At 66.9% G+C, this 22,627-nt stretch carries 27 protein-coding genes and 1 tRNA gene; 16 read left to right on the forward strand and 12 right to left on the reverse strand.

Annotated features, from left to right (window positions below):
- Positions 1-370: 370 nt before the first annotated feature.
- Together Q7T09_RS04620 and Q7T09_RS04625 are read right to left on the reverse strand one after the other, a co-directional pair.
- On the reverse strand, positions 371-1,225 hold the full coding sequence (locus Q7T09_RS04620; protein ID WP_304698019.1) for an FRG domain-containing protein: 855 nt from the start codon (positions 1,223-1,225) through the stop codon (positions 371-373).
- Between the two features lie 69 nt (positions 1,226-1,294).
- Entirely contained in the window at positions 1,295-1,477 is a 183-nt protein-coding gene (locus tag Q7T09_RS04625; RefSeq protein WP_304698021.1) for a hypothetical protein, read from the reverse strand.
- A 116-nt stretch (positions 1,478-1,593) separates the two neighbouring features.
- Here Q7T09_RS04625 and Q7T09_RS04630 point away from each other — a divergent pair, with 116 nt between their 5' ends.
- Genes Q7T09_RS04630 through Q7T09_RS04640 form a run of 3 tightly spaced genes read left to right on the forward strand, consistent with a single transcriptional unit; the run spans position 1,594 to position 4,093 of the window.
- Positions 1,594-2,259, forward strand: a complete 666-nt coding sequence (locus Q7T09_RS04630; RefSeq protein ID WP_304698022.1) for a recombinase family protein — start codon at positions 1,594-1,596, stop codon at positions 2,257-2,259.
- Positions 2,166-3,191, forward strand: a complete 1,026-nt coding sequence (locus Q7T09_RS04635) for a recombinase family protein (RefSeq protein WP_304698075.1) — start codon at positions 2,166-2,168, stop codon at positions 3,189-3,191. The genes Q7T09_RS04630 and Q7T09_RS04635 overlap by 94 nt, the downstream gene beginning before the upstream one ends.
- Positions 3,188-4,093, forward strand: a complete 906-nt coding sequence (locus tag Q7T09_RS04640; protein WP_304698023.1) for an Hsp33 family molecular chaperone — start codon at positions 3,188-3,190, stop codon at positions 4,091-4,093. Before Q7T09_RS04635 ends, Q7T09_RS04640 begins: the two co-directional genes overlap by 4 nt.
- 150 nt (positions 4,094-4,243) lie before the next feature.
- On the opposite strand, the gene metZ is transcribed toward Q7T09_RS04640, so the two are convergent.
- The gene (gene metZ, locus Q7T09_RS04645; protein ID WP_304698024.1) at positions 4,244-5,428 is read right to left on the reverse strand and encodes an O-succinylhomoserine sulfhydrylase; all 1,185 of its coding nucleotides are present in this window, start codon (positions 5,426-5,428) and stop codon (positions 4,244-4,246) included.
- A gap of 207 nt (positions 5,429-5,635) precedes the next feature.
- Here metZ and Q7T09_RS04650 point away from each other — a divergent pair, with 207 nt between their 5' ends.
- The 3 genes from Q7T09_RS04650 to Q7T09_RS04660 all read left to right on the forward strand — a co-directional run bounded on the left by Q7T09_RS04650 (position 5,636) and on the right by Q7T09_RS04660 (position 7,349).
- Positions 5,636-5,857, forward strand: coding sequence for a hypothetical protein (locus tag Q7T09_RS04650; protein ID WP_304698025.1), 222 nt, complete (start codon positions 5,636-5,638; stop codon positions 5,855-5,857).
- A gap of 5 nt (positions 5,858-5,862) precedes the next feature.
- Entirely contained in the window at positions 5,863-6,081 is a 219-nt protein-coding gene (locus Q7T09_RS04655; RefSeq protein ID WP_304698027.1) for a hypothetical protein, read from the forward strand.
- A 239-nt stretch (positions 6,082-6,320) separates the two neighbouring features.
- Entirely contained in the window at positions 6,321-7,349 is a 1,029-nt protein-coding gene (locus tag Q7T09_RS04660; protein ID WP_304698029.1) for a 2'-deoxycytidine 5'-triphosphate deaminase, read from the forward strand.
- A 291-nt stretch (positions 7,350-7,640) separates the two neighbouring features.
- On the opposite strand, the gene Q7T09_RS04665 is transcribed toward Q7T09_RS04660, so the two are convergent.
- Positions 7,641-8,240, reverse strand: coding sequence for an HD domain-containing protein (locus Q7T09_RS04665; protein WP_304698031.1), 600 nt, complete (start codon positions 8,238-8,240; stop codon positions 7,641-7,643).
- Positions 8,241-8,378: 138 nt separating this feature from the next.
- On the opposite strand from Q7T09_RS04665, the gene Q7T09_RS04670 reads away from it, so the two are divergent.
- Both Q7T09_RS04670 and Q7T09_RS04675 read left to right on the forward strand, forming a co-directional pair.
- Positions 8,379-8,579, forward strand: a complete 201-nt coding sequence (locus Q7T09_RS04670; protein ID WP_304698033.1) for a hypothetical protein — start codon at positions 8,379-8,381, stop codon at positions 8,577-8,579.
- 77 nt (positions 8,580-8,656) lie between these two features.
- Positions 8,657-8,731 (forward strand) — tRNA-Gly (locus Q7T09_RS04675).
- 393 nt (positions 8,732-9,124) lie between these two features.
- On the opposite strand, the gene Q7T09_RS04680 is transcribed toward Q7T09_RS04675, so the two are convergent.
- Positions 9,125-10,063, reverse strand: coding sequence for a hypothetical protein (locus Q7T09_RS04680; protein WP_304698034.1), 939 nt, complete (start codon positions 10,061-10,063; stop codon positions 9,125-9,127).
- A gap of 339 nt (positions 10,064-10,402) precedes the next feature.
- On the opposite strand from Q7T09_RS04680, the gene Q7T09_RS04685 reads away from it, so the two are divergent.
- Both Q7T09_RS04685 and Q7T09_RS04690 read left to right on the forward strand, forming a co-directional pair.
- The gene (locus Q7T09_RS04685; protein WP_304698035.1) at positions 10,403-11,686 is read left to right on the forward strand and encodes a cytochrome P450; all 1,284 of its coding nucleotides are present in this window, start codon (positions 10,403-10,405) and stop codon (positions 11,684-11,686) included.
- Between the two features lie 25 nt (positions 11,687-11,711).
- A complete protein-coding gene (locus tag Q7T09_RS04690; protein WP_304698038.1) occupies positions 11,712-12,293 on the forward strand; it encodes a TetR/AcrR family transcriptional regulator in 582 nt (193 codons plus the stop codon).
- 15 nt (positions 12,294-12,308) lie between these two features.
- Here the strand turns inward: Q7T09_RS04690 and Q7T09_RS04695 are convergent, their stop codons facing one another.
- Both Q7T09_RS04695 and Q7T09_RS04700 read right to left on the reverse strand, forming a co-directional pair.
- Complete coding sequence (locus Q7T09_RS04695; protein WP_304698040.1) at positions 12,309-12,752, reverse strand: MarR family winged helix-turn-helix transcriptional regulator; 444 nt, start codon at positions 12,750-12,752, stop codon at positions 12,309-12,311.
- Between the two features lie 425 nt (positions 12,753-13,177).
- On the reverse strand, positions 13,178-13,414 hold the full coding sequence (locus Q7T09_RS04700; RefSeq protein WP_304698042.1) for a DUF6356 family protein: 237 nt from the start codon (positions 13,412-13,414) through the stop codon (positions 13,178-13,180).
- 115 nt (positions 13,415-13,529) lie between these two features.
- Here Q7T09_RS04700 and Q7T09_RS04705 point away from each other — a divergent pair, with 115 nt between their 5' ends.
- Both Q7T09_RS04705 and rsgA read left to right on the forward strand, forming a co-directional pair.
- Positions 13,530-13,991: an Lrp/AsnC family transcriptional regulator gene (locus Q7T09_RS04705; protein WP_304698044.1), complete on the forward strand. Its 462-nt coding sequence runs from the start codon at positions 13,530-13,532 to the stop codon at positions 13,989-13,991.
- Positions 13,992-14,301: 310 nt separating this feature from the next.
- The gene (rsgA, locus tag Q7T09_RS04710) at positions 14,302-15,375 is read left to right on the forward strand and encodes a ribosome small subunit-dependent GTPase A (protein WP_304698046.1); all 1,074 of its coding nucleotides are present in this window, start codon (positions 14,302-14,304) and stop codon (positions 15,373-15,375) included.
- A 6-nt stretch (positions 15,376-15,381) separates the two neighbouring features.
- Here the strand turns inward: rsgA and Q7T09_RS04715 are convergent, their stop codons facing one another.
- Positions 15,382-15,777, reverse strand: coding sequence for a putative quinol monooxygenase (locus tag Q7T09_RS04715; protein WP_304698048.1), 396 nt, complete (start codon positions 15,775-15,777; stop codon positions 15,382-15,384).
- A gap of 204 nt (positions 15,778-15,981) precedes the next feature.
- Here Q7T09_RS04715 and Q7T09_RS04720 point away from each other — a divergent pair, with 204 nt between their 5' ends.
- Positions 15,982-16,584: a sensor histidine kinase gene (locus Q7T09_RS04720; protein ID WP_304698050.1), complete on the forward strand. Its 603-nt coding sequence runs from the start codon at positions 15,982-15,984 to the stop codon at positions 16,582-16,584.
- On the opposite strand, the gene Q7T09_RS04725 is transcribed toward Q7T09_RS04720, so the two are convergent.
- Positions 16,581-17,129 carry an AAA family ATPase gene (locus Q7T09_RS04725; RefSeq protein ID WP_304698051.1) on the reverse strand — a complete coding sequence of 183 codons (549 nt, stop codon included), beginning with the start codon at positions 17,127-17,129 and terminating at the stop codon, positions 16,581-16,583. The genes Q7T09_RS04720 and Q7T09_RS04725 overlap by 4 nt on opposite strands.
- Before the next feature lie 94 nt (positions 17,130-17,223).
- Between Q7T09_RS04725 and Q7T09_RS04730 the strand changes: the two genes are divergently transcribed.
- Positions 17,224-18,489, forward strand: a complete 1,266-nt coding sequence (locus Q7T09_RS04730; RefSeq protein WP_304698052.1) for a cytochrome P450 — start codon at positions 17,224-17,226, stop codon at positions 18,487-18,489.
- A gap of 121 nt (positions 18,490-18,610) precedes the next feature.
- Entirely contained in the window at positions 18,611-19,009 is a 399-nt protein-coding gene (locus tag Q7T09_RS04735) for a response regulator (RefSeq protein ID WP_304698053.1), read from the forward strand.
- Here Q7T09_RS04735 and Q7T09_RS04740 read toward each other — a convergent pair.
- From Q7T09_RS04740 to Q7T09_RS04750, 3 genes are all read right to left on the reverse strand, one after another.
- Complete coding sequence (locus Q7T09_RS04740; protein WP_304698054.1) at positions 19,006-19,140, reverse strand: hypothetical protein; 135 nt, start codon at positions 19,138-19,140, stop codon at positions 19,006-19,008. The genes Q7T09_RS04735 and Q7T09_RS04740 overlap by 4 nt on opposite strands.
- Positions 19,141-19,226: 86 nt before the next feature.
- Entirely contained in the window at positions 19,227-20,108 is an 882-nt protein-coding gene (locus Q7T09_RS04745; protein ID WP_304698055.1) for a PhzF family phenazine biosynthesis protein, read from the reverse strand.
- A gap of 41 nt (positions 20,109-20,149) precedes the next feature.
- Complete coding sequence (locus tag Q7T09_RS04750; protein ID WP_304698056.1) at positions 20,150-20,527, reverse strand: GFA family protein; 378 nt, start codon at positions 20,525-20,527, stop codon at positions 20,150-20,152.
- Between the two features lie 114 nt (positions 20,528-20,641).
- On the opposite strand from Q7T09_RS04750, the gene Q7T09_RS04755 reads away from it, so the two are divergent.
- Positions 20,642-22,417 carry a DUF885 domain-containing protein gene (locus tag Q7T09_RS04755; RefSeq protein WP_304698057.1) on the forward strand — a complete coding sequence of 592 codons (1,776 nt, stop codon included), beginning with the start codon at positions 20,642-20,644 and terminating at the stop codon, positions 22,415-22,417.
- Positions 22,418-22,627 lie beyond the last annotated feature (210 nt).

Here is a 22,627-nt window from a genome sequence, read left to right on the forward strand (position 1 = left end):
CCGCCACCGGCACACCCGCCTCCTGCTCGCGCAGGATCCCGATGATCTGCTCTTCCGTGAACCTTGATCGCTTCATCCGTCCGTCCCTTTCCTGGGGCGGACTCTAATTATTCCTGGAGGAGTTTCAGGGGGTCACGTCACCGGCGTTCCCGCACTCGCACACCGGCTTCCTGAGAAACGGAAGGTCTGGAACAGCGAGGACAAGCGCATGTCGATCTTCGCGAGCGCGGCCCTGGTGCTCACGCACTATCACTTCGGGGCGAACCGTCTGTTCGACGATCTGAGGGACGCTGCCTAGAGAAATCTGCTCATAACGCCGCAAGAAATTGCGGCGTTATTGTCAACAATCCGCGTGCAGTCGACGTGGGGGTTACGGTGCGATCTCAATTGGATCGATGTAGTCCGGCCGACCAGTAAGGGTCCTGGCTAGATCTGCGTATAGAAACACCTCTTCACCCAGAGCGCGCGAGAAGCCGTCCAATCCTGGGAAAAGAACTGCAGAGCTTACGTTCATTCTCCGTAGTTGCTCGGCAAAATTTAAAGTTTCCGCGCGGTTGAGATTCAACTTCAACTTCACAATTCCAGGCTGCGGATCGTCCGAGCGAATTTCCGAAAAATTCTCCTCCATCGTTACAGCTACGTTACCGGGGCAAAGGAATGCGCCCTTTTGGATGATTGACCTTTGGTTCAGGAGAAACGGATTTTCGGAGAATACAAAGGCCCTCGGCGGTAGGGAGCCGTACATTTCTTCGTAAGATTCGTTATTTCGGTGTTCATCGATATTTCGACGTCGTACTAAGTCGCCGCCCACGGCGCGAGCAGTAGTGTGAAGCAGCCACGAATACTGAAAACACCAAATGACTCCCTCGACTCCCGCGCCATCGAACGCGAATTTCGCGGCAACATAGGGCGAGTAGGTAACATCTAGAAGGCGAGTTGGTGCGCCGTGATGCTGCATTACCGACAGGCAGTACAAAGTGTCACTTTGGATGAGTGGATTGATCTCTGGACCTGCTTTTCGACAAAAATCGCGAATAAGAAGTCGCTCTATTTCAGGTGCATCGGAAAGCGGAATGCCCCAGACTGCAAGTCTTCGCTCTAGGGAGTGAGCGAGGGGCCAATCGTTCGTCTGGCCCCGGAATAGAAACGCACCCTCTAACCGCCCAATTTCAGCACGGTATTGGTCAAACGAGACGACCTCTATCTCAGTAAAATTGATCGGCATTGCCGTTTCCGCTCCGATATAGAACAGGCCCGCTCAATATAGTGAGGTGAGCGCGCGACAGTCCGGTTGCTAGGAACGGCGTCCATCCCGCTCTTTCGCGACGCCTTTGAACGCGCCGCCGGACTTCTTCACGCTCATGAACTTGCCCGAGCTGTCGTTCCGTTTGACGAACAGGCCGGTCTTCGTATTGAGCACCTGGCTGCGTCCCGTGACGGAACCATTGCGGAAATTGCTACCTGTGTTCTTGGCCATCACAGCCCCCATTGAGGTTCAACAATATGTAGGTGAGGCAGGCAGAAGCGCCAGTATGGGATTCACCTAAAACGTGTATTGATGTATCCTCTTTGTTCTCAGGCAAGGAGGGCGAAATGCGCGAACCGGCGTCGAGCCAAGCTAAGTCCATCGGCATTTGGATCAGGGTCTCAACCGAAGACCAGGTGCGTGGCGAAAGCCCCGAACATCACGAGGAGCGGGCCCGCGCATACGCGATGCTCAAGGGCTGGCATGTCGCCGAGGTGTACCGCCTTGATGCCGTGAGCGGGAAAGCCGTCATGGCGCACCCAGAGGCCCGCCGCATGCTGGCGGACATCCGGTCGGGCGCAATCTCCGGCCTCGTGTTCTCCAAGCTCGCGCGATTGGCGCGCAACACGAAGGAGCTTCTCGACTTCGCCGACGTGTTCCGGGCGTGCAACGCCGACATGATCAGTCTCGCCGAAAGCATCGATACTTCGACGCCCGCCGGGCGGCTGTTCTTCACGATGATTGCGGCCATGGCGCAGTGGGAGCGTGAGGAGATTGCAGACCGCGTCCGCGCCTCGGTGCCCATCCGCGCGAAGCTCGGGAAGCCCATCGGCGGGCAAGCGTCCTTGGGTACCAGTGGAAGGACAAGGAGCTCCAGGTGGACCCTGAGGAAGCGCCAGTCCGCGCCCTCATCTACGAGCTGTTCGCGGAGCATCAGCGCCGGAAGACCGTGGCGCGCATCCTCAACGAGCGCGGCTACCGCACCCGGATCGGAGCGAAGTTCTCCGACATGACGATCCGTCGTCTCATCGAAGACCCGACGGCCAAGGGTACGCATCGGGCCAACTGGACGCAACAGGCCGAAGGCCCTGTCCGCCGCTTCGAACGGAAGCCCGAAGAGGAGTGGATTTGGAACGAGGTCGAGGCCGTCGTCTCGGTCGACCTCTGGGACCGGTGTAACGCGATCCTCGCCATGCAGGCGGCGGGACGGAAGCCCGCGAAGAAGACCAGCTACCTCTTCTCCGGTCTCGCGCACTGTCACTGCGGCCCGAAGATGTATGTGCCGGCGCGGCGGAATAAGTACGTCTGCCCGACCTGTCACAACAAAATCCCGGTCGATGATCTGGAGGCCGTCTTCCAGTCCCAGCTCGAAGGGTTCGCGCTCTCGCCCGACGAACTGGCTGCCCATGACGAGGCGGCGAACGAAGCGCTTCGCGAAAAGGAACGGCTGCTCGACGGCATCGAGACCGATCTTCGAAAACTCGCAAATTCCGAGAACGAACTCTTCGAGCTGTATCACGCCGGCGCGCTCTCGAAGGCGGACTTCGGGCGCAGGCATCAGCCCATCTCAGAGCGCCGCACACAGCTCGAAGACGAGCTTCCGCGTCTCCAGGCCGAACGAGACATCCTCAAGATCAACCGTCTCTCTCAGGAAGAGGTGCTAGCCGAAGCAGGAAACCTGCTCGGCAAGTGGCCGGACTTCACCTTCGAACAGCGTCGTCAGATCGTTGAGACGATTTGCGACCGCATCGTCATCGGAAAGGAGGGCGTCGAGATATCTCTCCTCCAAGACCCTTTCGGAAATAGCGACGAAATGGCAACGCCACCCCTCCGTCTCGTCGCGCTGCGACGATCCACCTCCCCCACATCGGCCTGCGGCCTGGGGGAGGATCTGACCGCCAGGCTCGCAACCTCGCCCAAGTCCCCCTATATGGCCCGCCCATGAGCATCGAAACCGCCGCCGACGACCTCGTCGCCCCGTTCCAGATCGAGGGTGAGCCCGTGCGCGGGCGCCTGGCGCGTATGGGGGCCAGCGTCGATGAGATCCTGGCGGCCCACGCCTATCCGGAACCGGTGGCCAACCTGCTGGGGGAGGCCTGCGCGCTCGCCGCCCTGGTGGGCTCCAACCTGAAGTTCGAGGGCCGGCTGATCGTCCAGGCCCAGGGCGACGGCCCGGTCCGCTACGTGGTGGTGGACTACGACACCGGCGGCGCCCTGCGCGGCTATTGCCGCTATGACGCCGACGCCGTGGCCAAGGCCGCCTCGGGCTTCGTGCGGCCGGGCGCCAAGACCCTGCTGGGCGAAGGGGTCTTCATCATGACGGTGGACCAGGGCGCCGACATGGACCGCTACCAGGGCATCACCACCATCGAGGGCGAGACCCTGGCCCTGTGCGCCGAGCAGTATTTCGCCCAGTCCGAACAGACCCCGACGCGGGTGCGCCTGGCGGTGGGCCAGGCCGATCTCGGCGATGGCCTGCGCTGGCGGGCCGGCGGCATGCTGATCCAGAACATCGCCGAGGACGAGAACCGCGGGCCGACGGCGGAAGCCTGGGTCCGCACCCAGGCCTTCTTCGAGACCATCGGCGAGGACGAGCTGATCGACCCTGCCATCTCGGCCGAGACCCTGCTGTTCCGCCTGTTCCACGAGGACGGGGTCCGCGTGTTCGGGCCCAAGCCCCTGGTGGCCGCCTGCCGCTGCTCCCAGGCCCGCATCGAGAGCGTGCTGACCTCCTTCTCCGCCGCCGAGCGGGCGGAGATGGTGGAGGACGACGGGAATATCAGCGTGACCTGCGAGTACTGCTCCAAGACCTATTCGGTGGACCCGGCGCGTTTGGCCGAGGCTTAGGGGCTCTCTTCTCCTCGCCCCCTTCAGGGGGAGAGGATGGGTGAGGGGGCGCGCAGTCTTGCTGCGCGTCTCGGCGCCGCAGTGATGACGGAACCTCAGTAAGAGCCCTCACCCTACCCTCTCCCGCAAGCGGGAGAGGGGGTGCGGCGGCTAAGCCGCGTCCAGCGCCCGCTCGACGTCCCGCGTCAGGTCGCCGACGCCCTCCAGGCCCACGCTCATCCGCACCCAGCCCTCGGTCAGCCCGATCTCCAGGCGCTCGGCCTCGGGCATGGAGCGGTGGGTGGTGGTGCAGGGGTGGGTGGCCATGGACTTGGCGTCGCCGAGATTGTTGGAGATGTCGATGATGGCCAGGGTGTCGAGGAACCGCCAGGCGGCCTCGCGGCTCCCCAGGTCGAAGGCCACCACATTGCCGCCGCCGGACATCTGGTTGGCGATGATGGCGGCCTGCGGGTGGTCGGGCCGGCCGGGATAGACGACCTGCTTGCACTTGGAATGCGCGCCGATCGCGTCGGCGATCCTGGCGGCGTTCTGCGTCTGGCGGCTGACCCGCAGCTCCAGGGTCTCAAGCCCCTTGAGCAGCACCCAGGCGTTGAAGGGCGAGAGCGCCGGGCCGGTGTGGCGCAGGATGTCCTTGTAGCTCTGCGTCATCAGCTCGGCGCCGCCGAGGATCGCCCCGCCCAGCACCCGGCCCTGGCCGTCGATATGCTTGGTGGCCGAATAGACGACGATGTCGGCGCCGAGCGCCAAGGGCTTCTGGTAGATCGGGGTGGCGAAGACATTGTCCACGACCAGCTTGGCGCCGGCGGCGTGGGCCACCTCGGCCACGGCCCCGATGGCGGTCACCTCCAGCAGCGGATTGGCCGGGGTCTCCACCAGGAAGGCCTTGGTGTTGGGGCGCACAGCGTTCTTCCAGGCCTCGATGTCGGTGGCGTCGACGAAGGTCACCTCCACCCCGAAGCGCGGCATCCATTCCGAGAGGATCCAGCGGCAGGAGCCGAACAGGGCCCGGCCGGCCACGATGTGGTCGCCGGCCCGAACCAGGCCCTGCAGGGCCACATGGACGGCGGCCATGCCCGAGGCCGTCGCCCGACACTGCTCGGCGCCCTCCAGCAGCGCCAGGCGGTCCTCGAACATCTGGGTCGTGGGGTTGCCGAAGCGCTGGTATATGAAGCCGGGCTCCTCGCCAGAGAAGCGCTTGTCGGCCGCCTCGGCGCTCTCATAGGCGAAGCTCTGGGTGAGATAGAGGGCCTCGGAGATCTCGCCATAGGGGGAGCGGGCCATGCCGCCGCGCACCAGCTTGGTCTCTTGCTGCCAGGTGTTCGGATCTTCGGCCATGGGGCGCTCCTATAAGACGTGCGCAGAAGGCGCCTTCGCGCGGCCAACCGGAACCCAGTTTTCCTGCGAAGCCCTTCAGGGAGGGCGGCATGAACCTCAAGGCGCGCGCCCTGGTCAAGCTTGGCCATTCGCCGTCCGGCTGAATCGGCTTCGCGCTTGCCCAAAAACACGGCAACCTTCGCCTAACTCTAGGGAGGACACCTACCAATGCCGCTCAACATGCTGTTTCGACTTCTCGGACTGATCCTGGTCGTGCTGGGGCTCATCAATGTCGCCATCGGATTCGTGCCGGCGGCCATGACGGCCAAGATCCCGCCGCAGCTGCTGCTGGTGGAAGGCTTCGCCCAGTCGGTCAGCCTGCTCGGCCTCGGCGCCATGATCTACCTGCTGGCCGAAATCGCCGCCAAGCGCCCGGCCAAGTCCTACTAGGACCGATGCCGGTCAACTTCGCGATCCGGGTCTTCAGCCTGCTCCTGGCCTTCTTCGGGGCGCTGAATCTCGTGATCCTGGCCCTGTCGGACCACCTGCAAAGCGTGGTCCCGACGGTGCTGCGGCCGGCCGCCACCTTCGGTGAGGCGCTCGCCCTGTTCGGGGTGGGCGCCGCCGTCGCCATGCTGGGCGAGATCGCCGCCAAGCTGGGGAAGAAGCACTAGGCGGGCGGGGGGTTGGGTGGAGAGCGCCCAGCCCCCTCCGTCTCTTCGCTCCGCTCAGATCCACCTCCCCCGAACCGGCCTTCGGCCTGGGGGAGGAACGAACGAGTCCTAATTCCTCCCCCAGCGCGAAGCGCGATCCGGGGGAGGTGGCGCGCGCGTCAGCGCGTGACGGAGGGGGCTCGGCCCTCGCCACCACGCCGCACTTGCCAAGCCTGCCCCACACGGCGAGTGTCGCGGCGATGACCGACGCGACGCGCGCGGGGATTTTGCCCTGCCAATCCATCGACGACCTGATCGACCAGGGCGCCATCCTCTCGGCGACCGCGTTTGATTTCGACCAGGTGCAGCCTGCCAGCCTCGACCTGCGCCTGGCCGCCCGCTGCTGGCGGGTCCGCGCCAGCTTCCTGCCGCGGCTGGGCCGCACGGTGGCGAGCCGCATCGCCGACGTGTCCATGCACGAGCTGGACCTGTCGCGCGGCGCGGTGCTGGAGAAGGGGTGCGTCTATATCGCCGAGCTGCAGGAGCGCCTGCATCTGCCGCCCGGCGTCTCGGCCCGGGCCAATCCCAAGAGCTCGACGGGCCGGGTGGACGTCTTCGTGCGGCTGCTGTCGGACAATCAGCCGGCCTTCGACGACGTCATCGAGGCCTATGACGGGCCGATGTATATCGAGATCGCGCCCCAGACCTTCTCCATCCTGGTGCGCACCGGCACGCGGCTGAACCAGCTGCGCCTCAAGCGCGGGGCGCCGCCCAAGCTGTCGACCCGCAGCGTCGGGGTGGACCTGTCGGACGGGGTGGCGGGGTTCCGGGCCCGCCGGCACGCGGGCGTCATCGACATGGATCACGTCGACGGCCACGACCCGCGCAACTTCTGGGAGCCGCTGACGCCCCAGCGCGGCGAACTGCTGCTGGATCCGGGCGAATTCTACATCCTGGCCTCCAAGGAGGCGATCGAGATCCCGGTGCTGGAAGCCGCCGAGATGACCCCCATCGACCCCTCGGTGGGCGAGTTCCGCGTCCACTATGCCGGCTTCTTCGACCCCGGCTTCGGGACGGAGGAGGCGCAAGGGGTGGGCTCCAAGGGGGTGCTGGAGGTCCGCAGCCACGAGACCCCCTTCCTGCTGGAGGACGGCCAGACCGTCGCCCGCCTGGTCTATGAACCCCTCACCGCCCGCCCGTCCCGCCTCTACGGCGCCCTGGGCGGCCACTACCAGCGCCAGGGCCTGAAGCTGTCCAAGCACTTCCAGCTGTGGGCGGGGAAGGTCTAGGGGGGCCTCGGCGCTCCTTCTCCCCTTGCGGGAGAAGGTGGCCCCGCGGAGCGGGGTCGGATGAGGGGTCGATAGGCCTGTCCGGCAAACCCACGGCGTCATCCCGGCCGTAGCGAAGCGGAGAGCCGGGACCCAGGGGCCGCATTCAATCCCCCTGGGTCCCGGGTCTCCCCTGCGGGTCGCCCGGGATGACGAAGTTATGGTTCGGAGAGGGGATCGCGACCCCTCATCCGTCGGGCCTTCGCCCGACACCTTCTCCCGCAAGGGGAGAAGGGTGACTGCGTGGACGCCCTACTCCGCGCTGGCCGTCTCGCGCTTGTAGATCGAGCGCTTGGGCGCGGCGAGCACCGCGCGCAGCATGGGCTCGAAGGCCTCCAGGGGCATGGACTCGTAATCGGGATCGAAGCTGTTCTGGTCGTAGAGGTGGCAGAACTGGGCGGTGTACTCGAACCACTCATGGCCCCAGTACTGCTCGCGCATGTCGCGGTCCAGGCCCAGGTGGTGGAAGAAGTAGTAGCCCTGGAAGATGCCGTGCTTGTCCATCATCCAGTAGTTCTGCTCCGACACGTAGGGCTTCATGATCATGGCCCCCATCTCGGCGTGGTTGGAGGGCGAGAGCAGGTCGCCGATGTCGTGCATCAAGGCGCAGACGACATATTCCTCGTCGCGGCCGGCCTTGAAGGCCCGGGTGGCGGTCTGCAGGCTGTGCTCCAGCCGGTCCACCGGATAGCCGCCGGTGTCTTCCTTGAGCATCCGCAGGTGGGCCAGCATCCGGTCGGGGAGTTCGCGGGTGAAGGGGCCGTTGCCGCGGACGATGGCCATCCAGTCCTCCTGGGTGCCCTCGGTCATGGCGTGGAATTTCGCGTGCTCAAGCATCTCGCCGTCGGCCATGGTCGTCTCCCGTCGAACCGTTGTTGGCGGCATCGTGCGGCGAGGCGCCGCGGAGGTCAATCGCGCGCCCTTGTCGCCGTTAACCATGTATAAGCCCGACTCGTCGTTCCTGATCCTGAGGGATGCAGGATCACGGCCATGCCCGATGCCACCTACATAGCTTTCGTGCCCACCGCCAAGCGCGATCGCCTGCGGGAAATTCTCCAGACCGAGGACACCGGCCCGCTGGCCTGGCGCGAACAGAAGAGCCTGTTCGGCAGCGAGTTCTACTTCTCCGGCCCGCCGGGCCTGGCCCGCAAGGCCCAGGCCTATGTGGCGCAGTGGGTGATCAACGGCTAGGCGTCGGCTAGGCCTTGAGCCGACCCCGCAGACCCGCTAGAGAACCCCCACTGCAAGCCTTGCCCCGCAAGGCCTTCGCGGGCGTAGCTCAGGGGTAGAGCGTCAGCTTCCCAAGCTGAATGTCGTGGGTTCGAATCCCATCGCCCGCTCCAAGACTTAGCTGGCTTTCAGGCGCGCGGTTCTGCAGCCGATTTTACAGTTGTTGTCCGTGACCCCTTCGTAGCTGCAAGCGGTCGATGCAGTAGGGCTTGATCCGGCCCCATGAGCGCCTGATTGTAGAGGACCCGGTGATCATGGTTGGCGACGAAGAAGGTGCCTCCTGGATCGGCCGGAGCTGCGGTCGCGGGTGCGCTGTCCGCCGCGAGCGCGAGGCTCGCACACTTGGACTTAAGACGGTCTGTGGCGAACAAGATTGGGTTCATCTCGTGGGCAAACTCGTTTCAGATCGCCTTGATAGTCATGAGGTCACGACGGGTTTCGAGGCCCATCTTCCATCAGCTGACGTCGAAGCAGAGGAGCTGTCTCGACTGGATTCTGCAGCATCGTTACTTGAACGTTGCCGATTGTTTGACGAGCAGTACCCGCCCGATCAGTTCAAGAATCTGGGGAACGTCATCCAATGGCTGGATTTCCAAAGGATCGACGTACTCACCCGTTGCCCAAAATACATTGCCTGCCGCCGGTATCTCGTAACTGGAGCCCCACAAAACTAGCACCTCATTCGATTCCCTCAGCAGAGTAGCGACGAAGCCTTGAAGGGTCCGCTCCTGGTAGACGAACCGCATGTCTCCGGCAGGCCCATCCTTCCTAACAAATTGTTCGGGCTCCCCCGTGGAAGTCGGGACAGTATTGCGATCTCGCGATCTCATTCCGACGAGGCCTTTTCGGCGGCGTTCCGCTGTATGGAAGAGGGTGACCGGAGGTTCGTCAGGTAGCTGAATCTCGACCCTCGAGACGCCAGCCTTGGCCGCCGAGTTGATAATCGCGCTGATAAACTGGTGTGAACCTGCGTCACGCAGGATGACGGACGATAGCGCGAGCCGCAGTCCCATAGAGCTTGCTTCAGCCGATGGACGGGACAGATCAAATGGTTCTCGATCCATTCGCCGCTCCATCACACCCCGCTGACCGAAGAGCACGACCCAAACGAACATCCCGAAGGTGCCAATGTCGGCGAGCGCGGGTAGCCATTCCTCTGGTTTAGAGGGCAATGGCACTAGGCCGACGATCGCCTCGACGGTGAGTTCGACGGTGAGGTGCAGCTCTGGACGCAGAAGAAACTCTAGCGATCCGCGACGGGGCGGCCCGGCGATCATGATTTCAGGCGACGAGCCTGGACCCCGCTCATGAATCCCGAAGATCGACTTGGCGTGTGCTGCGAGATTTTCCAACGCGCCAGCGATCTCACCAAGCGTCGTCGCTCGAATTTCTGGCGTGTCCGTCACTTCTGAATGAAGGCGAAGGATCGTTAGGTCGTTGTCCATGATCCGCTCCGGTAGCGTCGCCCGAACGCTGTGTCATTGTTCAGCTTTCGGACGCCAGTTCAATGCGACCTCCGCATGCATAGCCGAGCTACAACTGGGCTGGCGTGCCAGCCGGGTGTTGCTCGTCGTCGTGTTGGCCCAAGATGCGTGTGAGCGGCAACCCCCTCCCCAGCTTCCCAAGCTGAGGGCTTCGAATCCCATCGCCCGCTCCAGTCTTTCCGCCATCCCACCGCCGGTCCTGACGCCCCCGTCAAAGCAAACCCTTGTCGAACCATGTTCGGAAGGTCTCGATAGAGGCAATTGCGCGTGAAAAACGCCGCGCCGGGTAGGAGACTTTCGATGGCTGACGGAACCGTGGACATCCTGAAGGACAAGCGCGCCGCGGCCCGCAAGGCCGCCTACGAGACCCCCATCGAGGAGCTGCACCCGGCGCGGGCCTCGCTGTTCCGCGACGACGCCATGTGGCCGACCTTCGAGCGGCTGCGGAAGGAAGATCCGGTCCACTACACGCCCGACAGCAACTACGGGGCCTATTGGTCGATCACCAAGTACAACGACATCATGGCGGTGGACTCCAACCACCAGGTGTTCTCCTCGGCCAAGGGCATCACGCTGACCCCCAAGGCCGCCCAGGGGTTCCGCGACCCCAACAACACCGCCACCAACTTCATCGCCATGGACCCGCCGCGCCACGACGTGCAGCGCAAGACCGTCAGCCCGGCGGTCTCGCCGCACGCCCTGTCGATCATGGCGCCGCTGATCCGCGAGCGGGCCGGCCTGATCCTGGACTCCCTGCCGATCGGCGAGGACTTCGACTGGGTGGACCTGGTCTCCAAAGAGCTCACCACCATGACGCTGGCGACCCTGTTCGACTTCCCCTTCGAGGAGCGGCGCAAGCTCACCCGCTGGTCGGACGCCATGACCACGGCGCCGGGCTTCGGGCCGGCCGCCGATCTCGCGGAGATGCGGGCGATGATGGCCGAGTGCTTCGGCTATTTCACGCAGCTGTGGAATCAGAGGGTCAACGCCGAGCCGGCCGGGGACCTGATCTCCATGCTGGCCCACGGCGAGGACACCCGCACCATGACCCAGCAGGAGTTCCACGCCAATGTGGCCCTGCTGATCATCGGCGGCAACGACACGACGCGCAACACCATCTCCGGCTCGGTCCTGGCCCTCAACCAGAACCCCGACCAGTACGCCAAGCTGCGGGCCGACCCGTCCCTGATCCCGTCGATGGTGTCGGAGACCATCCGCTGGCAGACCCCGCTGGCCCACATGGCGCGCACGGCGACCCAGGACTTCGAACTGGGGGGCAAGACCATCAAGGAGGGCGACAAGGTGGCCATGTGGTACGTCTCGGGCAACCGCGACGACACGGTCATCGAGAACCCCAATTCCTACATCATCGACCGGGCCCGGCCGCGCCAGCACATGTCCTTCGGCTTCGGCATCCACCGCTGCGTGGGCAACCGCCTGGCCGAGCTGCAGCTCACCATCATCTGGGAGGAGATCCTCAAGCGCTTCCCGGACATCAAGCTGCTGGAGGAGCCCAAGCGGTCCTTCTCGATCTTCGTGAAGGGCTACGAGGAGATGAAGGTGGTGCTTCCGTCCAAGCTGTAGGCCATGCTCGCGGCGGGAGGACGCCGTGGCCGATGAGCTGAAGGTGATGGGAACGTTGCGCCGCCGCGCCCTGGACGCGGCGCGTCTCCTGCTGGAGGAGAGCGGGGCCGAGGGGGTGCAGCTGCGCGCCATCGCCGCCCGGGTCGGCAGCGGGGTGGCCACCCTCTATCACCACTTCGACGACAAGGACGCCCTGCTGGCGGCGCTGGCCATCGAGGGCTGGGGCGAGCTGGCCCGCAAGATCGAGGAGGCCATGGCCTCCGATCGCTTCGCCCACCGCATCGACGGCGCGTCGACGGCCTTCCTCGGCTTCATCCGCCGCCATCCGCAGCTCTACGCCCTGATGCAGACCGAGCAGGCCCTGGCGGCCAACCGGGAGGTCCGCGCCGCCGAGCAGCAGGCCTTCGCCAGCTTCCAGACCGCCTTCCGCGGCGACGAGCGCGTCCCGCCCGAGCGGGTGGAGGAGATCTCCCTGGTGATCTGGGTGCTGGGCCGCGGCATCGCCTCGGCGGTGCTGATGCAGGCCGAGCCCGGGGCGGCCGACGAGCTGGTGCGCCGGGTGATCTCGGGCTTCGGCTTCCTGCTGTCGCCACGGTTCGCCGGGTAGGGAAAGCGTCCGGAGTCAGTCCTTGGGCGCCAGCCGCTCGCCGGCGTGGGTCAGGACCCGCAGGGTGGCCGCCAGGTCGGCCTCGGGCAGGTCGCCGAAGGCGCGGATCTGCAGTTTGCGCCCGATCCGGGCGCCCTCGCGATGGACCGCCTCGGCGGCCGGGGTGATCTGCAGGATCTTGGCGCGGCGGTCGTTGGCCGCGCGCCGGCGTTTCACCAGGCCCTGGGCCTCCAGGGCCGCGATGATCCGCGCCAGGCTGGGCTCGTCGACCCCCAGCAGGCGGGACAGGTCGCGCTGGTTGATGCCGTCCGAGAATTCGGAAATCCGCGACAGGGCCATCCAGCGAAGGTGGGTCTGGCCCATCGCCGCCATCTGCTCGTTGAACAGCGCTGTCCAGCGTCGCTGCGCCAAGCCGATGGCCCGGCCGAGGGAATCGTAGGGGTCGGGTTCGTCAGACAATTCGAATACCGAGGTTCTCGATTGGGGGGTGACTGCGGTCTTCGCACCGGCGGCTTAAAAAATGAAGCAAATATTCGCAGGAGCAGACCCGCCGTCCTTGTTGTTGGTTGTTAACAACAAGAATTCACCATGGCGGACAGTTTCTGAAAAGGCGAGTTGATATACTTTCTACGTTAAGTTGAAAATCGATCAGGCCAAATTTGGACACTTGATCAGGTTGGCGATTTGACATCGCCCCTCGACGCGTCGCGGTCTGGAACCCGCGCCGCTTCTGGGCTGGCGCCTGCCATGCGGATCGCCCTGACAGGCCTGGCCGACGATGACGCGGCCACCGCCTTATACACCGGCGCGCTCGGCTTCGATTTGATCTCGGACAATAAACGAGGCTGGTCCCCCCTCCCCGTGAACGGGGACGGAAAGCACGGTCAGATCTGCACGACCGTCTCGTCGTGGCGGGGCAGGCGGCCGCGCAGGGCCATGGTCCCGTGCAGGCGCGCGACGCAGGCGCTGGCGGTCTTCTCGAACAGGAAGGGGAAGACGGCGTGGATCACGCAGGCGATCCCGGCGCAGATCAGGGTCCAACCGAAGCCGGCCGCGGCGCCCATGTGTTCGCCATAGGTCTCGCCCACCTGGCGGGGATGTCGGGTGAAGCTGTCGATCATGGCGCGCCCCTGTCTGCTGAGGACAGGATGCGGCGGGGCGCGGAGAGGATCATCATCGATTTCGCCGCCAGACCCGTCTAGAAGAGAAGAATATTCTCTTTGGGCAGTCTTTCGCATGAACGATGTTCTCGATCCCATCGACCGGCGCATCCTGCGGGAGCTGCAGACCGACGCCACCCTGGCCATCGCCGACCTGGCCGAGCGGGTGGGCCTGTCCCAGACGCCCTGCTGGAAGCGGGTCAAGCGCCTGACCGACTCGGGCGTCATCGAGCGCCGGGTGGCCCTGCTGGACCGCGAGAAGCTGGACCTCTCCCTGGTGGTCTTCGTCTCCATCCGCACCGCCCGCCACGACGAGGCCTGGCTCACCGGCTTCGCCAAGGGCGCTTCGGCCCTGCCCGAGGTGGTGGAGTTCTACCGGATGAGCGGCGAGACCGATTACCTGCTCAAGGTCGTGGTGCGCGACATCGGCGCCTATGACCGCTTCTACAAGCGCCTGATCGCGACGGCCGAGCTGGGGGACGTCTCCTCCTCCTTCGCCATGGAGCAGATCAAGTTCACCACCGCCCTGCCGCTGTAGCTTCAAAATCCGTCATCCCGGCCGCAGCGAAGCGGAGAGCCGGGACCCAGGGGCGGCGGGCAGGGCCCCTGGATCCCGGATCGGCCTGGCGGCCGTCCGGGAAGACGGCGTGGGTTTGTCTGCCGCTTGACCCGGCGAAGCCTCGCGCCTAGCCTCAGGATATCGACCACGCGCCCGGAAAGGAGGGTTTCGAAGATGACTGTGCTCCTCCAGACCCACCTCCGCTGCGCCGCCGACCGGGTATTCTGATACCTTAGACCTCTCCGTCGGCCGGCGCTGAAACGCGCCCCTCGATCGACGGATCACCCCATTGCTCAAGACCTATGGTTGGAGCGACACGCTCCAGACCCACTTCCAACCCTTCGCGGCGCGCGGGCTGACGCCCGGCCGCGTCACTGTCCAGCAGCGCGGCCTCTACCGCCTGGCCACCCCCGACGGCGATCTCTCCGCCGAGCTTTCCGGCCGCCTGGCCCATGAGGCCGGGGAGGGCGGTTATCCGGTGGCCGGAGACTGGGTGGCCTGCGCTGCCCGGCCCCAGGAAGGGGCGGCCACCATCCACGCCGTCCTGCCCCGCTCAAGCGTCTTCGTGCGCAAGGCCTCGGGCCCCAATGTCGCCCCCCAGACGGTGGCGGCCAATGTCGACATCGCCCTGCTGACCGCCTCCCTCAACGCCGACCTCAGCCTGCGTCGCCTGGAGCGCTACCTCGCCGTGGCCTGGGAGAGCGGCGCCCAGCCGGTCGTCGTGCTCACCAAGGCCGACGCCTGCGAGGACGTGGACGCTCTGGTGGCGCAGGTGGAGTCCATCGCCATCGGCTGTCCGGTCCACGCGGTCTCGGCGGTGACCGGCCAGGGTCTCGACGCCTTGGCCGCCCTGCTGGGACCGGGCCAGACCGCTGTCCTGCTGGGCTCCTCCGGCGTCGGTAAGTCCACCCTGGTCAATGCGCTGGCCGGCCAGGCCCTGATGGCCATCCAGGATATCATCGAGGAGGGCGCGCGGGGCCGCCACACCACCACCCACCGCGAGCTGATCCTGCTGCCGTCGGGCGGCCTGGTGCTGGACACGCCGGGCATGCGCGAGCTGGGGCTGTGGGACAGCGAGGCCGGGGTCGCCGCCACTTTCGGCGACATCGAGGCCCTGGCCGCCCGGTGCCGCTTCGGCGACTGCGCCCACCGCACCGAGCCCGGCTGCGCGGTGCGGGCGGCCCTGGAGGACGGCAGCCTCGATCCCGGCCGCTGGAAGAGCTTCGCCAAGCTGCAGCGCGAGCTGGCCCACCTGGAGATGAAGGACGACCCCCTGGCCCGGGCCGAGGTCCGCAAGGTCTGGATCGCCCGCCACAAGGCCGGCCGCGCGCACATGAAGCACAAGCGCCGGGGGCTGGAGTGAGGTCTGCTAGCTCGTCGTCACCAGCCCATGCCCGCCCACCGGCGTGGTCACGGTCCCGGGCGCCATGCCGGCGAGGATCGGGCGGGCCTTGGCGATGGCCTCGCGCACGGAGGGCAGGGCGAGCGAGGCCTGGTGGCTGGCCTGGCTGTCCCAGACCTCGGTGATCCAGATGGCCTGCGGATCGGCGGGGTCCTGGGCCACCACATAGCTCAGACAGCCGGGCATGCCGGAGATCCCGTCCAGCAGGATCGCGATCAGGGCGTCGCGCTGACCCGGCTTGGCGGTCATCTTGCCGATCAGTCCGTACATGGGCGGGGCTCCAGTGGTGGCGGCCAGGGCGGGGCCGCCCAGGGTGGCGGTGGCCGCCACGCCGGCCAGCAGGGTGCGTCTTTGCCGATTCATGGGCCGATCCTAACCCGGAACCCGCGCGGCGCGCCTGGTCCCAAGTGATGACGTCGCGAGCGCTGTGCGCGACTTTTCGCCTCTGAGGATAGGTTTTGTGAAGCGGCGTCCGAATTCTTGCGATATCTGTCGCCCGTCCGACGGACAGGGGCGTTTCGCCACGTTCTACTTCAGATCGTATTCACCGCGTGGGGCCGCGGCTGCATGAGCGACGAGACCAACGATCAGGACGCGCGGGCCGCCTCGGACCTGCGGCACCGGATGGCCAACACCTTCCAGCTGATGTCGGCGCTCGGCCGCATGCGCAGCCAGCGGGCCGCCGAGCCCGAGGCGCGCCGCCAGCTGCTGTGGATGGCCGACGCCATCGGCACCCTGGGCGCCCTGGAACGTCATCGCACCCCGCAGGGAGTCGACTTCACCGCCTACCTCGCCGAGATGGCGCCGGTCTGGCGTCGCCGCCACGCCTCCCGCAGGGCCGAGGTGCGGGTCTCGGCTATCCAGCTCTTCGCCCCCGACACGGCGGCCTCCACCCTGGCCCTGATCGCCCAGGAGCTGGTGGGCAACGCCCTCTCCCACGGCTATCCCGAGGACCGGCCCGGCATGGTCGAGCTCAGCCTCCTGAAGACGCAGGACGGCCGCTACGAGCTGACGGTGCGCGACGACGGCTGCGGCTTCGCCCCGGGGTCGCCGGCGGCGCGCGAGCGCTTCGGACTGTGGTTCATCCGCAGCCTGGCCGCCCAGGTGCGCGGCGAGTTCTCCCTCACCTCTGAGGACGGCGTCACCGCCCGGCTGACCTTCCCGCTCTAAGCCGGAGAGGGCGCCAGGGCGAACCGCCCCGCCTCGATCCCCTCGCGCACCCGCTCGGCCAGGGCCGGTAGGGTGAGGCCGCCGCTGTCGATGGCGTGGGCCGGGTCCTCGGCGGCGAACAGCTCGTAGAGCGCCACATAGGGGCTGTAGTCGGTCACCGGATCGTCGGTCCGGTCCCGCGCCCGCGCCGCCGCGGTCGCCTGACCGGGGATCAGGACCACGAAGTCCAGGACCAGCTCCGCCCCCCGCGCGCCCTCGACGAAGGCCTGCTTGACCCAGTCGGTGACGATGCCGTCGGCCACCACCTCGTAGCCGCCCTTCGCATAGGTCACCGCCGCCCCCACCATGGCCGCCACCACGATCAGGTTCTGCGGGTGGGACTCCGGCGTCCAAGGGGCCAGCCAGCCCTTCTTGATGGCCCTGTAGAATTCGTCGGTGTGCAGGTGGACGGCCAGCGGCCCCGGCGCGTTGGCGCAGAGCAGGGGGGCCACCGTGGTCTTGCCCGCCCCCGGCGGTCCGGTGAGCAGGATGATGCGGCCGGGCATGGGCGCCTCCGACAATGGACAGGGAGCCGGCGATGGTCTCTGATCGGCATAACGACGGTCAAGCTCAGGGCCGCGCAATCCGAGGGAGGCCGCCATGGCCGACGGCGCGTCGCGTATCGCTGCGGAGGCCCGCGAGAAGGCCTACGCCACCCCGCTGGAGGCCTTCCACGTCGGCGACCCGGAGCTGTTCCGCACCGACACCCACTGGCCGTGGTTCGAGCGCCTGCGGGCCGAGGACCCGGTCCACTACTGCCCCGCCAGCGACTTTGGACCCTACTGGTCGGTGACCCGGTTCGAGGACATCGTCGCCGTCGACGGCGACCACAACACGTTCTCCTCCTCCTCCGAGCAGGGCGGCATCGCGCTCGGCGATTCCTACGAGTCCGCCGCCGGCGCCAGCTTCATCAGCCAGGACAGTCCGCGACACGAGGCCCAGCGCAGGGTGGTCACCCCGATGTTCACCTCAGGCTCCATGGCGGCCATGGAGCCGCTGATCCGCAGCCGCGCCGGCGCCATCCTCGACGAGCTGCCGCGCGGCGAGACCTTCGACTTCGTCGACCGCGTCTCCGTCGAGCTCACCGCCCAGATGCTCGCCACCCTGATGGACTTCCCCTTCGAGGAGCGGCGGCTGCTGCCGCGGGCCTCGGACCTGCTGCTGGCCGCCCCCATCCTCGGCGGCGGCTCGCCGGCCGGGGAGCCCGCCCGCCAGGCCGAACTGATGGCCACCTTCGGCAGGCTGGTGGGGATCTTCGCCGAGCGCGCCGCCAAGCCTCGCAATGACGACCTGATCTCCATGCTGGCGCACGATCCGGCCACCGACGGCGGCGGCGACCCCTACAAGTTCGTCGGCAACCTCGTCCTGCTGATCGTCGCCGGCAGCGACACCACCCGCCACTCCATCACCGGCGGCCTGCTGGCCCTCAACGAGAATCCCGACCAGTACGCCAAGCTGCGCGCCGATCCGCGCCTCGTCGCCAGCATGGTTCCGGAGATCATCCGCTACCAGAGCCCGGTGGCCCACATGCGCCGCACCGCCCTGGCTGATGCGGAGATCGGCGGCAAGACCATCAGGAAGGGGGACAAGGTGGCCATGTGGTATGTCTCGGGCAACCGCGACGGCTCGGCCATCGCCGACGCCGACGCCTTCATCATCGACCGCGAGCGGCCCCGCCACCACGTGGCCTTCGGCTTCGGCGTCCACCGCTGCGTCGGCCAGCGCCTGGCCGAGATGCAGCTGCGAGTGGTCTGGGAGGAGATGCTCAAGCGCTTCCCGCTCATCGAGGTTGTGGGCGAACCGCGCCGCCTGACCTCCAACTTCGTGAAGGGCTACGAATACCTGCCGGTGCGCATTTCGGCCTGAATAGTGTTCGAATACTGGCGGAGCTTAAGCATGAAATGTCGGCGATACGCCAAATAATCCAAACACGAGGGATACAATCCATCTCTTGGAGGTTGAGTAATCTCCTAGAGGTTTGAAGGTCATGTTCCCGAAACGCGTTACGTTCGTCGACGACGACCCCATCCTGTTCGTCGATGACGACGCGCTGTGCAGCTTGGACACCTGCACCACTCTGCGAGAGCTTGGATATAATGTGCTCTGCGCTCACAGCGCCCAGGGCGCCCTGGACACGCTGAGCGCCCTCCGGCCCCTGGCCGCCCTGGTCACCGACATCGATCTGGGGGAGGGCCCCGACGGGTTCGAGGTCGCCCGGTCCGCCCGTGAGGCTTATCCGAGCCTGGCCGTGGTGTTCATCTCGGGCACGGCGGGGGCCCGTCACGCAGCCGAGGGCGTCTGCCGCTCGGAGTTCATCGCCAAGCCCTACCACCCGCGGCAGATCGCCGAGGCGCTGAGCCGCACGATGCGGCTTGAGGCGGTCTAATCCTTCGGAGCCTTCTCGGCGGCGGCCGCGGCCTTCTTGTCGGCCTTGGCCTGCGCCTTGACGGCGTCCTTGGCGGCCTTGGCCTTGTCGCGTTCCATCCGCTCGAAGCTGTAGTTGGGTGTCCGCGCCATGGTGGGCCGCTCTCCTGCAAGTCAGTCGCTTATCTGGCGTATCGCACCCCCCGCCGCAAGCGTGACGGTTCGAAGCACATGCCAATCTAGAGCGTCACCTCGCCCCGGAACATCGGCGCGCAGCCGCCGCCCACCGTGGCGCGCACCCCGTCGGGGGTTCGCCGGGCCGCGGCCTTCAGCACGCTGGGCCGCCCCATCTCCACCCCCTGGCTGATGGTGAAGGCGGCCTGGTCGACGCCGGACAGGGACACCAGCAGGGCCGCCAGGGTGGCGTTGGCGCTCCCGGTGGCCGGGTCCTCGTGGGTTCCGGCCAGGGGCGCGAACATGCGGGCCCGGATCTGTTCGCCCTCGCGGACATAGATCAGCAGGGAGTAGCGGCCCGCCAGGTCGGGGCGTCCGGCCTCGGCCTTGCGGAAGGCGGCCACGTCGGGCTCGGCCCGGCTCAGGGCCTCGGCGCCAACCTCCGCGATGATGAAGGGCACGCCGACCGTCGCCAGGACCGGGGCGTGGGTCGCGGTCACCACGTCGCCCACCGCCAGGCCGGCGCAGGCCGCGACTTCCTGCGGCGGAATCTCGCGCCCGGTGGTCAGCGCCTGGGGCGCGGCGATCACCGCCCCGGTGGGCGCGCCGGCGGCGTCGCGGTCGATGTCCACCTTCACCAGGCCCGCGATCATCTCCAGGGTGAGCGCGCCCTCATGCCCCATGGCGGCCAGGACATAGCCGGTGCCGATGCTGGGGTGACCGGCGAAGGGCATTTCACCATTGCGGTGGAAGATCCGCACCCGGGCGGTGTGGGCGGGATTCTCCGGCGGCAGGACGAAGGTGGTCTCCGACAGGTTCATCTCCCCGGCCAGGGCCAGCATCTGGGCGTCGGTCATCCCCCGGGCGTCGGTGAACACCGCCAGCGGATTGCCGCCGAACGGGCGGTCGGTGAAGACGTCGAGGGTGACGAAGGCGTAGGTCGGCATGGCGGGTCTTCCGGTGGAGCTTGCGGCCCCTTTGCCATGAATTAGCCAGTTGGCAAAGTCCCAAAGGCGTAGTGACCCAGCACCTCGAAGTCGTGGGCCCCGTCCAGCTTCTCCACGGTCATCCCCGCCAGCAGTTCGGGCGGCATCAGCCGGGCGTTCACCGCCATGCGCTGGGACTTGGGATTGAGCGTCTGCCAATGGGTGGTGCAGCCGCAGGTGGGGCAGTGGTGGCTGGTGAGCGTCCTGTCGCCCTGCATATAGGCCACGGTCTCCCCGGTCATCCGCACCTGGGGCTGCTGGTAATAGGCCCACAGCACGCCGAGCTTGTGACAGAGGCCGCAGTTGCAATCGGTCACCTGCGGCGGCGCCTGGTCGATCTCCATCCGCACGGCGCCACAATGGCAGGACGCTTGGATCATGTTCGGCTTCCTCCTCCGACGCGGCGCCATCCACGATATCCGCCATCTGTCCCGGCGCCGACTCGACTGGTAACACTCCATGTAACGCCCCCTTGAGGGCCCGCAGGAAACGTCATGAGCCACTTCTCCCGCCGCACCATGCTCGGCATGACCGCCGCCGCCCCCTTCAGCTTCGGGGCCCTGGCCCTGGCCGCCACCCCGGCCGACGCCAAGTTCGAGGCCCTGGCCAAGGGCTGGGTCGACGCCTCGATGCGCCTGTCGCCGGTCAGCGCCACCCAGATCGGCGACCACCGCTTCGACTCCGAGATCGATGACATGGGCCCGGCCGGTCGCGCCGCGGTGGTCAAGCTGGCGACCGAGACCCTGGCGGCCCTGCAGGCCACGCCGCGCGCCCAACTGTCGCGCGCCAACCAGGTGGACGCCGCGATCCTGGAGAACCAGGTCCGCGCAGATCTGTGGACCACCCAGACCCTGCAGCCCTGGGCCTGGGACCCGCTCACCTGGAACGCCGTGGCCGGCGGCGCCCTCTACACCCTGACCGCCCGCGAATTCGCCCCCCTGGAGACACGCCTGCGCAGCGCCACCGCGCGGATGGAGAAGCTGCCGGCCCTGCTGGCCCAGTGCCGCGCCGACCTCCAACCCGCCCGCGTGCCCAAGATCCACGCCGACACCGTGGTGGGCCAGAACAAGGGCCTGCATTCGCTGGTGGACGGGGTCGTCGCCGACGCCGGCAAGCTGCCTCCCGCCGACCGCGCCCGCCTGGAGGCCGCGGCCAAGACCTGCAAGGCGGCCATCGACGCGCATCAGAAATGGCTGGAGACCGTGCTGGTCCCCGCCGCCAAGGGCGAGTTCCGGCTAGGCGCGGCGCTCTACGACGCCAAGCTGGCCTTCGCGCTGAACTCGCCGCTGAGCCGCGCCGAGATCAAGACCCGGGCGCTCGCCGAGATGACCGCGCTGCGGGCCACCATGTACGACATCTCGGCGAAATTCCTGGCCGGCAAGCCCGGCGCTCCGCCGACCCCGGCTGCGCCCACCGACGCCCAGCGCCAGGCCGCCATCGAGGCGGCGCTCGAATACGCCTATGCCCGCAAGCCCGCGCGCACCAAGCTGGTGGAGGCCGCCGAGGCCTGCCTGGTTCAGGCCACCGCCTTCGTCCGTGAAAAGAACATCGTCACCGTCCCCAGCGACCCGGTGAAGATCGGCCTGGTGCCGGAGTTCCAGCGCGGCGTCGCCGTGGCCTATTGCGACGCGCCCGGCCCCCTCGATAAGGGCCAGCAGACCTACTACAAGATCTCGCCGATCCCCGACGACTGGACCGACGCCCAGGCCGACAGCTTCCTGCGCGAATACAACAGCCTGGGCATCCAGGAGGTCACCGTCCACGAGGCCATGCCCGGCCACTACCTGCAACTGGCCCACGCCAACGCCTATCCCTCGGTGCTGCGCGCGGTGCTCTCCTCAGGCCCCTTCGTGGAGGGCTGGGCCTGCTATGCCGAGGACGTCATGGCTGACGAGGGCTATCTGGGCGGCGACCCCCTCTACCTGCTGGTCCACCTGAAGCTCCAGCTCCGGGTCTGCGCCAACGCCCTGCTGGACCAGGCCGTCCACGTCGACAACATCAGCCGCGAGGACGCCATGAAGCTGATGACCGTCCAGGCCTTCCAGCAGGAGCGCGAGGCCGCCGGCAAATGGGTCCGCGCCCAGCTCAGCCAGGCCCAGCTGCCCACCTATTTCGTCGGCTGGGAGGAGCACAAGGCCCTGCGCAAGCAGGCGGAAGCCAAGTGGGGCAAGAGCTTCACCCTCAAGCGCTACCACGACGGCATCCTGTCCTTCGGCTCGCCCCCGGCAAGGTTCGCGGGCCAGCTGCTGTTCGACCAGCCGATCGCCTGACTCAAGATCGTCATCCCGGCCGCAGCGAAGCGGAGAGCCGGGACCCAGGGGCCGCGATCAATCCCCCTGGGTCCCGGGTCTCCCCTGCGGGTCGCCCGGGATGACGTGAACGGGGAAGCGCTGAGCGTGAACCCGCGCCGCTCAGTCCCCCTTGCGTTCCCCCAGGGGAGCCGCGCCTCATTGCCCGCCAACGCGACACCCCAGCACAAG

It is taken from the genome of Phenylobacterium sp., from assembly GCF_030645195.1.
In the GTDB taxonomy this organism is placed as follows: Bacteria; Pseudomonadota; Alphaproteobacteria; order Caulobacterales; family Caulobacteraceae; genus Phenylobacterium.